Raw genomic sequence first — 12,947 nt, 5'->3', positions numbered from 1 at the left:
TAGAAATTTCTAGCAAATTTTATTTTTTATGAGTTATATTTTTTAACGATACCGCGAACGACTTTTTCTATAAAAAGCGCAGATTCAATCTCACAGCACTCTCTTGTTGAGTGAGGTGAGTGGATATTTGGTCCTATTGAGCAAGCGCTAAGACCCGCTTTTTTCTCCAAAAGCACGCCGCATTCAAGTCCAGCATGCACAGCTGTTATCCTTGCATTTGGCTTATAAATTTTTAGCTCTTCTAAGATATCGTTTGCAAATTTATCATTTATAGGCTTCCAAGCAGGATTCCTATCTTTTGCAATGACGCTAAAGTCAAGCGCTTTTGCAAGCTCAGAAATTTCAAATTCCATCCTATTTAGTCCATCTTTGCTCATTGACCTTGCAAAAAACTCCACTTCAAGCACGCCATCATCTTTGATCTTTGCAAGTGAGAGGTTTACGCTATCTTGCGGTATGCCTAGCTCGCAGTTATAGGCTCTTACGCCTTGTGAAAATGAGTTAATTAAAGCTAAAATTTTCTCGCCATTTTCTAAAATTTCTTCACCCGTGCCAAGCTTTTTCACGCTTAAATTTTCACACTCGCTCTTTAGCTCTTTATCGCTTAGCACAAGCGCAGTTGCGCTACTTGGGATAGAGTTGCTTCGTTCGCCACCTTCAAATTTAACAAGCTTGCAGCCATTTTTTGTTACAAATGCCGCCAAAACCTTGATCGCATTTGGGATATTTTTATGTATCTCGTTGCCAGAGTGTCCGCCAGGTAGACCGCTTACTTTTACTTCATAAAGCGTGCTCTCCTTTGTTTTTTTACTATTTAGTGCGATAGTAGCAAATAAATTTACACCGCCAGCACAGCCAATAGTGACTCTATCGTCTTCTTCGCTGTCTAAATTTAAAAGCTTATTGGCTTTTAGATCACCGCTAAAGCCAGCAGCTCCGATCATGCCAACTTCTTCGTTATTTGTAAATAGGCACTCTATATCATCAAATTCGCTTATCATCTGCATCATTATAGCTACGCCTATGCCGTTATCAGCACCCAAAGATGAGTTTTTAGCCCTCATGTAGCCATCATCGCCATAAACGATCTCGATCTTTGGCGCATCGCCCATGCAGACCATATCGTAGTGGCTTTGCAAGCAAATTTTTGGCTTGCCCTTATATGCATGAACGTTGCCAAAGCTATCGACCACGACCTCACAGCCCTTATCTTTTGCATAACTAGCTAAAAAATCACGCATCTTATCAGTATCGTAACTGCAGTGCGGTATCGCTGCAAGTGTCTCAAATTTCGTTAGAATTTCGCTCTTTGACATATTTGCCTCCATAAATTTATTTTATCTCGCCCTTATAGCCAGTCGCATCGACCGCCTTTAAAAGCTCTTTTTCATCGACATTATCATCTGCTACAACGACAGCTTTTCGCTCTTTTAGCGAAACATCTGCCTTTTTGACGCCCTCAACGCTAAGTGCGGCCTTTCTTACTATCGCTGTGCAAAGCGGACAGTGCATGCTAGGTACTGAAATTTCTATCTTTTTATCAGCGTAGCAACTAAGTGCAAGAAGGGTTAAAACTAAAATTTTACGCATAAATTTCTCCTAAAAGCTCTGGATATGTAAGGAGTAAAAGCAAAATTACCCCAAAAAGAATATATATAAGTATCCATTTTTTCTTTTTATAGCTTAGGTCGCAGCTTTTTGGCTTGTAAAATAAAGCTACACCTGAAATCACAAAGCAAATGACGGCTATAACGCTTAAAGGGGCACGGTACTCGTATAAATTTTGTGTCCAAGATAAAAAAGAAAAAGATGTGCCAAAAAGCAAAAAAAGAAGTGCTGGCAAGCAGCATAAGGTAGCACCTATAGCACTACCTATGGATGTGAGTATAAGCCAAAAGGCTCTCATTTTAGCTCTGTCGAAACGTAGTCGTAGCTAAATTCTTTTGGCGAATAGTAGTTTTGTGTGTTGCCATCAACTTCAGCGTATGGGTAACCAAAGTTATTTAGCGGAGTTTGCTCAGGCTCTGGTTTTAAGATAAAGTCACGTCCGTAGTTAAAGCCTATCCAGCACATCTCCCAGTTGCCAAAGCAATAATCCCTAACAGCTACGATCTTAGCGTCATCGTTTGTTAATTTCTCGCCAAGTCTTACCTTTGTAACGTCTGCTGGATCAACTGGTATCCAACCATATCCTTTTAAGTAAAACTCAGCCCTGCAGTGCTGTCCGCCTGAAATTTTAGCTATGCCGTCTTTTGCGCTGCCCATTTGGTCTGAAAATCTAGACTGACCAACTCTAATGCCAAAAATTTCTCTTGCAGGGATGCCAACTGATCTGCAAAGTCCCACAAAAACTGAGTTTATGTCGGTGCATTTACCAACTAGCTTGCCACTTTCCAGGATCGCTCTAACATCGCCCGTGCCACATCCAAGGACGCTATTATCACGCTGCATAGTGTTTGCAACCCAAGTATAAATAGCCTTTGCACGCTCCAAATCGCCTTTAGTATTGCCGATAATCTCTAGCGCTTTTGCTCTTACGACGCCGTCAGTTGGGATGTGTGAAGTTGGTTTTAAAAATTCCAAAACAGCAGGATCGACCTTCTCATTTGGATCGAAATTTACCTTACTAAAGTCGGTATTGCGCTCTGTTGTTTGGATCTTAAACTGCACATTTAAGATAGGTCTTGGCTCGTTTTCTTCAAAATCAGCATACATTGTAGGTATTAGCGTATCTGAAATATAGACGTTTTTAGCGGTTGTGTTTATGACGTAGTCTTGGGTTAGTTGCTGATAAGTGGTGCTTAGTGGGAGTGGCAACCAAATTCTTGAGCTTTTGCCCTTTTCGAGCAGCTGGTGTTTGAAAATTACATCGAAATTTCTAACAACTGGATTTGCTGGCTCATCGCTAGCTAGAGTGACACTTGGAAGCAGACTTGCTGCGCCTAAAAAACTACTGAATTTAAAAAAATCTCTTCTTTGCATAAAATGCCTTTTTTGCTTAATCTTAGCCAAACTTGGCTCTAAAACTGCCTGCTATTCTAGCATAAAAATTTTATTTATGATAAAATCCGCCACATGAAAAAGATTATATTTTTAGGCTTTATAGCGCTATTTTGCAATGGTTGTCTTTATATGAACGAGCGAGGAGTTTCGACGCAATATTATAATGATTGTAAAGAGTATTATGACGCGACTGGCACCTACCAAAAAGAGTGTCCGCACAACATCGTCGACTGGAAATAGCGTGGATCTTAGCAAATTTAACGAGCAGCAAAAGCAAATTTATAATAGGATAGAAAAATTAGCAAATTTTGACTGCGAGCTTGAGCTAAAAGATAGTGTAAATGTGAAATTTAAAAATTTAGACCAAGCTAAAAAAGATGAAATTTATGACCTCGCCCTTAGCCTAAAGCCTTGGCGAAAAGGGCCATTTGAAATTGATGATATATATATAGATAGCGAGTGGCAAAGTTTTATTAAATTTAATATCCTCACCCCACACCTAAATTTAGCTGGCAAAAGCTTGGCTGATGTGGGTTGTAATAATGGCTATTATATGTTTAAGATGCTTGAATATGCCCCAAAAAGCATAACCGGCTTTGATCCTAGTGTGCATACATATTTGCAGTTTAAATTTTTAAACAAATTTATCCGCTCAAATATCACTTATGAGCTTCTTGGCGTTGAGAACTTGCCTGAGTATGGAGCTAAATTTGATACGATTTTTTGTCTTGGAGTGATATATCACAGAAGTGATCCTATCAAGATGCTAAAAGAGCTAAAAATGGCTTTGAATCCTGGAGGCGAGCTATATTTAGATACAATGTATATAGATATGGATGGCGACTTTGCGCTGAGTCCGAAAGATAGATACTCAAAAATTTCAAATATCTACTTTGTACCGACACTCTCGGCACTTCAAAACTGGTGCGAGAGAGCTAAGTTTAGGGATTTTACTCTACTTGAAACAAAGGCCACTGATCTAAATGAGCAGCGAAAAACGCAGTGGATAGATGGTGAGAGTCTTGGAAATTTCTTAGATCCAGATGACAGCACAAAAACCATCGAGGGCTACCCAGCGCCAAAAAGAGCATATGTTAGAGTTAAAATTTAAGGATAAAAATGGCAGAAGAAAATATCTATGATGTAAAAGACGAATCGCAAATAATCTTACCAGAAGATGAAAACCCATTAAGAAATGAGATCAAAACCGCTCCACTTACAAAGCTAAATTTTAGCGGAACGGCATTTTTGCTTGAAAAAAACCATGCAAAGACTAGATTTTTTACTACAGATGATATGGTGTGCGACACTGAGGGGCTTATTCATAGTGGATTTATTTTTATGGGCGCAAATCATGCTGCGCTTTTAGCTATTAATGAAGAATTTTGCGTTAGTATCGGTGCTAGGATAAATTTCTTTGGACCGCTCAAGCTTGGTGATGTGGTCGAATTTGACGCACAAGCAAGGTTTGAAGAGAGCAGAAAAAGGGAAGTAAAAGTGCTTGGATATGTTAAAGATATAAAAATTTTTGAAGGAGTATTTCAACTTGTCACACTTGATGAGCATATCTTCTTGGCTCAACAAAAAAATATCCAAAAAGAAGCTGCTATAAGGCAGAAAAAAGAGCGGGAAGAAGCTAAGGCTAATAGCTAAAAGAAAGTAAAAACTTTTGATTTTTAATCCCAAATAAAACGAAATTTTAAAAAGACAATCTTTATCTCATTATCCTATTTTGGTAAATAATTGGTAACATTTTTTAAAATTTTAAGGAAAATTAAGCAATAAAATTAATTTTCTATGATAATATCCTTTCAAAACTTTTTATCAAAAGGAGATTTAGATGAAACTTACAAAAGTTAGCTTAGCTGCTTTGGTTGCTTTAGGTGCATTTTCAAGCGTTGCAAGTGCAACTCCACTTGAAGAAGCTATAAAAAATGTAGATCTTTCAGGATTTGCAAGATATCGTTATACAAATGATAGCACTAAGAAAACTACAGCTGGTACTGTAAAGGGTAATAATGCAGGCCATGCTTTTAGAATGCAAACATCATTTAAAGCCGCTATTGATGATAATTTCTTTGGTGTATTGACACTAAGATATGCTGCTACTGATGATTCAGGCGATAAAGTAGCAACTGGTACAGATAAAACAAATACAACAAATTCTTTTGGTGTATATGAGATGTATCTAGGATACAAAGTATCTAACACTACTATTACAGCTGGTAAACAACTTATCAAAACTTTCTATGATGATGGTGATATAGCAGCTACTGGTCTAAAAGTGGTAAGTACAGATGTATCTGGTCTTACTTTAACAGCTGCTGCTTATGATGCCATAGAAAACAATAGTGATGAAGTAGATGGACCTTTCCTAAAAGAAGTAACGAATGGTACAAAATTCCATGACGCTCCTGCTAATCTTTATTATTTAGGTGCAGTTGGTAGCTATGATCCAGTATCATTTAAGGCAGCTATTGCAAATCTACAAGAAATAGCTACACTTTATGGTGCTGAGGCAGCATTTAGTTTTAATGTAACCGACGATATAAACCTAAATCTAAAAGGTCAATATGTTTATAGCGATTCAGATCACAAAAAAGTAGCTGATGCTGATTTTTGGGCTGTTCAAGCCGGAACAAAACTATTTGGTGCTAAATTTAATGCTGGCTACTTAGAATTTGACGCTAAAAATAAAGATAATGATGCTAGAAATAGTGGTAAAATCGCATTTACTTCAATCGATGCAAATGGTCAGCTAATCAACCCAGCTAAAATACTAAATAGTGTAATGAGTGGTGATGGTAAACAATACTACAATAATATCAAAGGCGACAACGATTACTGGTTTGTTAATGCTGGATATGATATAGATAAATTTGGTCTTGGTGCTGGCTATACTCAAGGTAAAGGCACAAGCTATGCTCTTGATAAAGAGAGAGCAAAAAGAAATGAGTGGTATACACAAGCTAGCTACAAATATAGCAAAAAACTTAATTTCCTAACTTGGTATGCAGCTGCTAAAGATAAAAAAGATAGCGAAAGCTTTAAACAAAATCGTATAAGATTTGAAGCAAAATATAGCTTCTAAAACCTTTATCCGAGCGAGCTTTCGCTCGGATTTTTTAAAATTTAAATAGACCCCATACAAAATTTATCTATCTTTTTTGATTGACTCTTAGCTTTATAAAAAATATAAATTTTTAATAGTGATTAAGTGTATTCTAGAAGCTTGAAATTTGAAATTAATACCAACGAAATTTTTAGCTATTTTTTACTATATCTATCCAATAATCAATATTATTTTGCTCGGCCTTTAGTGTACTGCCTTCTCCGTGTCCTGGATAAAGCGTGAAGTTGCCTTTTAAATTTTTACACTTTTCTAGGCTTTTTAACATTTCATTTTTGTCTGAAAAAGGAAAATCCCAGCGTCCTATGCTTCCTCTAAATAAAAAATCCCCACTAAACATCGTGTCATCTATCTCTATCATCGAGCAGCCTGGTGTATGTCCTGGAAAATGATGAAATTTGATGCAAAAATCATCAATGTTAAAATTTTCATCATTATCAACTAAAACATCTGGAGTAAAAGTACTTTTCATATAACCAAAAATATCACTCTCACACATGAAAGTATCAAATTTGTTAATATAAACTGGAATTTCTAGCTCATCTTTTAATTTTCCAGCATCAAAAATATGATCAAAATGCCCATGAGTACAAAGGATGGCTTTTAAATTTTTAGCATTTTGTAAAACCCATTCTTTTGCCCCATCTCCTGGATCTATTACTAAAGATGAATCATTTTTTGTAACAATGTAACAATTAGTGCCAAAATCTCCAAAACTTTTGTGTATTACTCTCATTTCTTACCTCAAATTTATCATTTCTTAAATATTTACATCTTTTTACTTAAACTTAAAGAAAAATTTTAAATTTAATTAGTATAATTTTTGCAAAAGGAAGCAATTTTAGGCAAAGGGACAATGAAGGGGTATCAAAAAATAGAAGAAACTTTAGTTTTTAGCTTAAAAGATAAAACTAAAGGTAAAAAACTACTATTAGGCGTAAGCGGCGGTATTGATTCTGCTGTGATTGCGACACTTTGTGCGAGAGCAAAACCAGATGAAACTCATGCACTCATCATGCCAACAGCGTCATCAAACAAAGAAAATATGGACGATGCTTTAAATTTATGTGAAAAACTAAACATAAAATATAAGGTTTTATCCATAGAGGGCATTTTAAATGCCTTTTACGAAACGATAGATGTAAATTTAAGCAATTTAAGAAAAGGGAATTTAGCAGCTAGAGTTAGAATGAGCTTGCTTTATGATTATTCATCTAGTATAAACGCTCTAGTCATCGGCACAAGCAACAAAAGTGAGCTTATGCTTGGTTATGGCACGATATTTGGGGATTTGGCGTGCGCGATAAATCCTATCGGAGAGCTTTATAAGAGTGAAATTTTTGAATTTGCAAAATATCTTGGGCTTGATAAAAATTTTATAAATAAGGCACCTTCAGCCGATCTTTGGGATGGGCAAAGTGACGAGGGCGACATAGGTTACAGCTATGCTGTTATCGACGAGATTTTACAAAATTTAGAAAATAACAAGGAGCAAGCCATCAAAAAGTTTGGATTAAAAGCGGTCTTGGATATAGAAAATAGAGTTGTGTCAAACAGGTTTAAACGACAAATGCCGTTGATAGTGAAAATTTAAAGGATTAAAGATGAGAGAAATTCCGTTTTACAAACCAACTATCACTGAGCGCGAAAGTGAGCTCATAGGGGAGGCTTTGCGTTCTGAAAATGCTACTGATACGGTTGCTAAATTTGAAGAAAAGCTAAAAGAATACTTTGGTGCTAAATTTGTTGTCACTACAAACAACATCGCAGCAGCGCATCATCTGGCTCTAAGCGCTATGGATACAAAGCGCGGTGACAAGGTCATCTGTTCAGTAAATGCCTTCCCTAGCGTGGCTCAGGCTGTTAGACATTTTGATGCTGAGCCTATCTTTGTTGATATCGATGAAGAGGACTTTAACATCAGCCCAGAAGCCCTTGAAAAGGTGCTAAAAGAGCAAAATCACAAAAAACTAAAATGCGCTTTTATCTCACACATCGCTGGACAAAGCGCTAGGCTTGATGAGATAAAGGCTATCTGCGAAAAATACGGCATCGTCGTTTTAGATGACGCAAATCGAGGCATAGGACTAACATACAATGGCAAAAAAGTTGGTTCAGACTCGTTTTTATCATGCTTTCAGACAAACTCACGCGTGCAAAATCCTATCTCAACAGTTGGATTTTTCACGACAAATGACGAAGAGGTCTATAAAAAAGCAAAACTACTTCGTAACTACGCCCTTGTAAATGGTATAGATAAATTTGGTAGTTTAAGCTACATCTACGACGTCGTTGATATCGGTTTAAAATATGATATAAACTCGATAAATGCGGCATTTTCTATCGCTCAGCTTGAAAAGACAGACGAGCTTATAAAACGTAGAAAAAAGATCGCTGAAATTTACGATAAAGAGCTTAAAGAGTGTCACAACATCACAACTCCAGTCAAAAAACGCGAGCACATCTACACTCAGTACATTATCAAGATAAATAAAAACCGCGACAGCTTTGCTAGAGAGCTTTTGGAGCGTGGAATTCACACTTCGCTGCACTACATACCGATACATTTGCTAAGCTATTATAAAAATAAATATTCGCTTAAAGTAAATGACTTCCCAAATGCTCTAAAAGCGTATCAACAAGTCTTGTCGCTACCTATATATCATAGTTTGAGCGACGAAGAGGTGCAATACATCTGCAACACGGTAAAAGAAATTTCTAAATCTCGTGTTTAAGAAATTTAACATCCTTTTACACTCTTGGGCGAATGACTACTTCTTTCGCCCAAATTTCTTTCAAATTTTACTAGCTTTTTTACTTCTGCCGTTAAGTCTTATTTACGCTCTAGTCGTTATTTGTAAGAAATTTAGCGCGCAAAAAAAAGATCTAGGCATAAAGATAATAAGCGTTGGAAACTTAACCCTTGGAGGAAGCGGCAAGACCCCACTTTGCGTCGCTATCGCTAAGAAATTCGAAGGCGCTTTTATCATTCTTAGAGGCTATAAAAGAAAGAGCAAGGGCATGCAAGTTGTCGCTAGGGATGGCGAAATTTTACTTGACGTAGCAGCAAGTGGCGATGAGGCGATGATATATGCCACAAGCATCAAAAACGCAAATGTGATCGTAAGCGAAGATAGAAAAATAGCCATAAACTACGCCAAAGAGCATGGCGCAAAGTATATCTTGCTGGATGATGGATTTTCTAAATTTGACATAGCTAAATTTGACATCTTGGTGCGTCCAAACCCAGAGCCAAAGCTAAAGCTTTGCCTGCCAAGCGGGGCTTATAGATATCCATTTAGCTTTTATAAATTTGGTGATTTTATAGCGTGCGAGGGGCAAACTCACTTTAGAAAGAGCGAAATTTTAAACAAAAGCGAAAAAATGGTGCTAGTAACCGCCATAGCAAACCCAGCGCGCCTTGAGGCATTTTTTGGCGAGTGCGTGGGACAGGTCTTTTTCCCTGATCACTACGACTTTTCAAAAGAAGAGCTAAGCGAAATTTTACAAACCTACGACGCCACCTCGCTTTTGATGACGCAAAAGGACTATGTAAAGGTAAAGGATTTTGGGCTGAGAGTATCGCTTATCACGCTTGAAGTTACGCTAAGCGAGGAGTTTAAAAAGGTTTTGGCGAAGCAAATTTAAGCCCATTTTGTTATAATGAGCCACTTTTTAAAAGGAAAATTTAGATCAAAATGAGAATTTTAATCACCTCAGTCGCAAAGAAAAAAGAGGCAAAAAAACTAAGCAAAAAACTCGTGGAAAAGGGACTTGCAGCTTGTGTGAGTAGCTTTAGCGCAAAGAGCATTTATCTTTGGCAAGAGAAGCTTTGTGATGAAAAAGAGCAAATTTTACTCATAAAAACGGACGCTAAATTTAAAAAAGTAGCTAAATTTATAAAAAAGCACCACAGCTACGAAACTCCAGAAATTTTAGCACTTAAGCCAAAAGAGGTATTTGAAAAATACGAAAAATGGATAAAAAAATCAACCAAAAAAGGTAAAAAATGAGACTAACACCAACTAGAAGCGTGAAAGATGAGAAGGTAAAAAATGTAAATTTAAGCACAGCCATGCTTAGCCCAAGCTCCGCTCATGGCGGACTTTACGCGCCAAAAAAGCTTCCAAAAATAACAAAACCAAAGTGGCAAGAGCTCTCACAATTAAGCTACGAGAAACTCGCACTTTATATCATATCACTATTTAAATTTGATGTGCCAGAGGCGTTTTTCAAAAAGGCAGTCAAGAGATACGCAAGCTTTGATGACCCAAAGCACCCAGTCATTTTTAAAAAAATAGATAAAAATTTATATGTAAGTGAGCTATATCACGGCCCAACTAGGGCATTTAAGGATATGGCGCTTCAGCCTTTTGGCTCACTTCTTAGCCAGCTAGCAAAGGAAAGAGGCGAAAAATACCTTATCATGTGTGCAACTAGCGGTGACACGGGCCCTGCGACACTTCAAACCTTTGCAAATGATGAAAATATCAAGGTCGTCTGCCTCTACCCAGACGGTGGCACGAGCGAGGTGCAAAAGCTGCAGATGCAGACCATGCAGGGTGAAAATTTAAAGGTTTTTGGCATAAAAGGTGACTTTGACGACGCTCAAAGAGCGCTAAAGATGCTGCTTGCAAATGATAAATTTAAATCTGAGCTTAAGAAAAAGCGTCTTAAACTAAGTGCGGCAAACTCGGTAAATTTTGGCAGAATTCTCTTTCAGATCATCTACCACTCCTACGCCTACGCAAATTTACTAAAGCAAAAGGCGCTTAAGGCAAACGAGAGCTTTGACATCATAGTGCCAAGTGGAAATTTCGGCAACGCTCTTGGGGCGTATTACGCTAAAAAAATGGGCGCAAAGATCGGCAAGATCAAGATCGCCTCAAACGCAAACAACATCTTGACGCAGTTTTTTACCACCGGCATTTATGACCTAAGAGATAAAAAGCTGGTTAAGACGATAAGCCCAGCTATGGACATTTTGATAAGCTCAAACGTCGAGCGCTTGCTGTTTGATAAATTTGGTAGCGTTAGAGCAAATGAACTCATGCAAAGCCTAGCTAAAAACAAATTTTATAAGCTTAGCAAGCAAGAGCTTGGAGCGCTACAAGAGGACTTTGAGGCTAGCTGGTGCGACGATGAAGAGTGCGAGGCATATATCGCAAAGCTCGCAAAGAGCGGCTACGCGATCGATCCGCATACGGCTACTTGTTTTAAAATGGTGGATGCTAGCCGCATAAATGTCATCACATCGACTGCGCACTGGGTGAAATTTACGCCAAGCATGATCAAAGCGTGCCAGATCAAAGATACGAAAGATGAAAAAGATGCGCTGGCAAAGACCGCTAAAATCTTAAATGATAGCGTGCCAAGCTCGATAAACTCGCTATTTAGTGCGAAAATTTTACACAAAAATATTATAAAAGAGGACGAGATCGAAAAGTGCGTCCTAGAATGGATCGAGCGATGATAATCATCCCAGCTCGCCTTGCCTCAACAAGGTTTAGTAACAAAATTTTGAAAGAGATAAACGGCGTGCCGATGTTTGTGGCGACGGCTCTTAGAGTAAGTGGTGTGGACGATGTGGCGGTTGCGGTGGATGAGCCAAGCGTGCTTGGTATCGCCAAGGCTCACGGCATAAAAGCTGTGCTAACCAGCAAAGATCATCAAAGTGGCACTGATAGGATAAACGAAGCGGCACAAATTTTGGGGCTAAGCGAGAGTGAGATCATCATAAATGTTCAGGCTGATGAACCATTTATCGAGCCTGAAAATATCGCTAAATTTAGGGCATTTTGCGAGCAAAACAAAGGGAAAGCCTTTATGTTTTCTTGCTATAAAAAGATGGACGATGAGTTTGCGGATGATAAAAATTTAGTCAAAGTGGTGACGGATCACGGGGGCTATGCGCTTTATTTTTCAAGATCAAGGATACCATTTAACAGAAGCGAGTGCAAAAGCTACAAGGCTCACCTTGGTATCTACGGATACAGCGTAAAAAGCCTAAAAGAGTTTTGCGCGCTCATGCCTTCAAGCCTTGAAAATACCGAGAAACTCGAGCAGCTGCGCGCCCTAGAAAATGGCAAAAAGATAGCGATGCTAGAGGTTGAGAGCCAAAGTATCGGCATTGATAGCGAAGAGGACTACCAAAGAGCGCTAGCTAAATTTGGTAAGAAATAAGTCGGCAAATTCTCTTTAAATAAAGTCAATATTTAAGGAGAATTTATCTAAATTATTAACCTTTAAATGCAGCAAAAATTGTTTTCTGCTCAAATAATATAAAACTAATTTTTCTTGATTTTTATTTTTTTAATTCTGTTTTTAACTACGTAAAATTTTAAAATCGCACTCGAGTAAAAGTCTTTATAGAAACCTAAAAATTTAGGCTCTTTCTTAGTGCAGATAGCTGCAAACACGCTCTCAAGGTCTATTCTCTCTTTTTGTGTCAAATTTTCCATCTATTTTCCTAGCAACTTTCTCATCTTATTGATAACAAATAATATTTCATCGTCGTCAAGCTCACAAAGAAGTTTGCAAACTGCAGCAGCAGCTTGTGGCTTTGAGTTGCCAAGCCTCCAATCTTGATATGTCCTCATAGGCACGCCAAGCTCTTCTGCCATTTTTGCTTGTGAAATTTTCTTACCGATATTTTTCGCCTCAACTGCATTGTGAAGCAAATTAAATATATCACTTGTTTCAATCATTAAAGTATTATACGGATTATTTTATTAAATATACATAAAATAATATATAAATAATAGTAATACGTATAAATAAGTTAAAATATATTATATATTATACTATAAAAAAT

Annotated in this window: 17 protein-coding genes; 10 read left to right on the top strand and 7 right to left on the bottom strand. The window is 37.6% G+C overall.

Annotated features, from left to right (window positions below; translation table 11 throughout):
* Positions 1-26 precede the first annotated feature (26 nt).
* From F3H00_RS08785 to F3H00_RS08770, 4 genes are read right to left on the bottom strand one after another with little or no spacing between them, the layout of a single operon-like run.
* Positions 27-1,316 carry a M28 family peptidase gene (locus F3H00_RS08785; protein ID WP_148799895.1) on the bottom strand — a complete coding sequence of 430 codons (1,290 nt, stop codon included), beginning with the start codon at positions 1,314-1,316 and terminating at the stop codon, positions 27-29.
* A 16-nt stretch (positions 1,317-1,332) separates the two neighbouring features.
* On the bottom strand, positions 1,333-1,590 hold the full coding sequence (locus tag F3H00_RS08780) for a heavy-metal-associated domain-containing protein (protein ID WP_148799893.1): 258 nt from the start codon (positions 1,588-1,590) through the stop codon (positions 1,333-1,335).
* On the bottom strand, positions 1,583-1,906 hold the full coding sequence (locus tag F3H00_RS08775; RefSeq protein ID WP_148799891.1) for an aryl sulfotransferase: 324 nt from the start codon (positions 1,904-1,906) through the stop codon (positions 1,583-1,585). Before F3H00_RS08775 ends, F3H00_RS08780 begins: the two co-directional genes overlap by 8 nt.
* The gene (locus tag F3H00_RS08770) at positions 1,903-2,982 is read right to left on the bottom strand and encodes a transglutaminase-like domain-containing protein (RefSeq protein ID WP_148799889.1); all 1,080 of its coding nucleotides are present in this window, start codon (positions 2,980-2,982) and stop codon (positions 1,903-1,905) included. Before F3H00_RS08770 ends, F3H00_RS08775 begins: the two co-directional genes overlap by 4 nt.
* A 93-nt stretch (positions 2,983-3,075) precedes the next feature.
* Between F3H00_RS08770 and F3H00_RS10390 the strand changes: the two genes are divergently transcribed.
* From F3H00_RS10390 to F3H00_RS08755, 4 genes are all read left to right on the top strand, one after another.
* Positions 3,076-3,243, top strand: a complete 168-nt coding sequence (locus F3H00_RS10390; RefSeq protein ID WP_002942642.1) for a hypothetical protein — start codon at positions 3,076-3,078, stop codon at positions 3,241-3,243.
* Between the two features lies 1 nt (position 3,244).
* Positions 3,245-4,114 (top strand): tRNA 5-methoxyuridine(34)/uridine 5-oxyacetic acid(34) synthase CmoB, encoded by an 870-nt coding sequence (gene cmoB / locus F3H00_RS08765; protein ID WP_262367373.1) that lies wholly within the window; start codon positions 3,245-3,247, stop codon positions 4,112-4,114.
* A gap of 8 nt (positions 4,115-4,122) precedes the next feature.
* Positions 4,123-4,656, top strand: a complete 534-nt coding sequence (locus tag F3H00_RS08760; RefSeq protein WP_148799885.1) for a PaaI family thioesterase — start codon at positions 4,123-4,125, stop codon at positions 4,654-4,656.
* Positions 4,657-4,843: 187 nt separating this feature from the next.
* Positions 4,844-6,094: a porin gene (locus F3H00_RS08755; protein ID WP_148799883.1), complete on the top strand. Its 1,251-nt coding sequence runs from the start codon at positions 4,844-4,846 to the stop codon at positions 6,092-6,094.
* Between the two features lie 172 nt (positions 6,095-6,266).
* On the opposite strand, the gene F3H00_RS08750 is transcribed toward F3H00_RS08755, so the two are convergent.
* Positions 6,267-6,869, bottom strand: coding sequence for an MBL fold metallo-hydrolase (locus F3H00_RS08750; RefSeq protein ID WP_148799881.1), 603 nt, complete (start codon positions 6,867-6,869; stop codon positions 6,267-6,269).
* Positions 6,870-6,989: 120 nt separating this feature from the next.
* Between F3H00_RS08750 and F3H00_RS08745 the strand changes: the two genes are divergently transcribed.
* From F3H00_RS08745 to kdsB, 6 genes are read left to right on the top strand one after another with little or no spacing between them, the layout of a single operon-like run.
* The gene (locus F3H00_RS08745) at positions 6,990-7,727 is read left to right on the top strand and encodes an NAD+ synthase (RefSeq protein ID WP_149703815.1); all 738 of its coding nucleotides are present in this window, start codon (positions 6,990-6,992) and stop codon (positions 7,725-7,727) included.
* A gap of 10 nt (positions 7,728-7,737) precedes the next feature.
* Complete coding sequence (locus F3H00_RS08740; protein ID WP_107832774.1) at positions 7,738-8,868, top strand: DegT/DnrJ/EryC1/StrS family aminotransferase; 1,131 nt, start codon at positions 7,738-7,740, stop codon at positions 8,866-8,868.
* Entirely contained in the window at positions 8,861-9,781 is a 921-nt protein-coding gene (locus tag F3H00_RS08735) for a tetraacyldisaccharide 4'-kinase (protein ID WP_148799879.1), read from the top strand. The genes F3H00_RS08740 and F3H00_RS08735 overlap by 8 nt, the downstream gene beginning before the upstream one ends.
* A 50-nt stretch (positions 9,782-9,831) precedes the next feature.
* Positions 9,832-10,146 carry a divalent-cation tolerance protein CutA gene (gene cutA / locus F3H00_RS10800; RefSeq protein WP_148799877.1) on the top strand — a complete coding sequence of 105 codons (315 nt, stop codon included), beginning with the start codon at positions 9,832-9,834 and terminating at the stop codon, positions 10,144-10,146.
* Complete coding sequence (gene thrC, locus F3H00_RS08725; RefSeq protein WP_148799875.1) at positions 10,143-11,606, top strand: threonine synthase; 1,464 nt, start codon at positions 10,143-10,145, stop codon at positions 11,604-11,606. The genes cutA and thrC overlap by 4 nt, the downstream gene beginning before the upstream one ends.
* On the top strand, positions 11,603-12,316 hold the full coding sequence (gene kdsB / locus F3H00_RS08720; protein WP_148800015.1) for a 3-deoxy-manno-octulosonate cytidylyltransferase: 714 nt from the start codon (positions 11,603-11,605) through the stop codon (positions 12,314-12,316). Before thrC ends, kdsB begins: the two co-directional genes overlap by 4 nt.
* A 104-nt stretch (positions 12,317-12,420) precedes the next feature.
* On the opposite strand, the gene F3H00_RS10385 is transcribed toward kdsB, so the two are convergent.
* Both F3H00_RS10385 and F3H00_RS08715 read right to left on the bottom strand, forming a co-directional pair.
* The gene (locus F3H00_RS10385) at positions 12,421-12,594 is read right to left on the bottom strand and encodes a hypothetical protein (RefSeq protein WP_187424108.1); all 174 of its coding nucleotides are present in this window, start codon (positions 12,592-12,594) and stop codon (positions 12,421-12,423) included.
* On the bottom strand, positions 12,595-12,840 hold the full coding sequence (locus tag F3H00_RS08715; RefSeq protein ID WP_072594609.1) for a helix-turn-helix domain-containing protein: 246 nt from the start codon (positions 12,838-12,840) through the stop codon (positions 12,595-12,597).
* Positions 12,841-12,947: the final 107 nt, after the last annotated feature.

This window comes from Campylobacter concisus (assembly GCF_902460845.1).
In the GTDB taxonomy this organism is placed as follows: domain Bacteria; phylum Campylobacterota; class Campylobacteria; order Campylobacterales; family Campylobacteraceae; genus Campylobacter_A; species Campylobacter_A concisus_X.
This window is presented reverse-complemented; position numbering and strand designations above follow the sequence as displayed.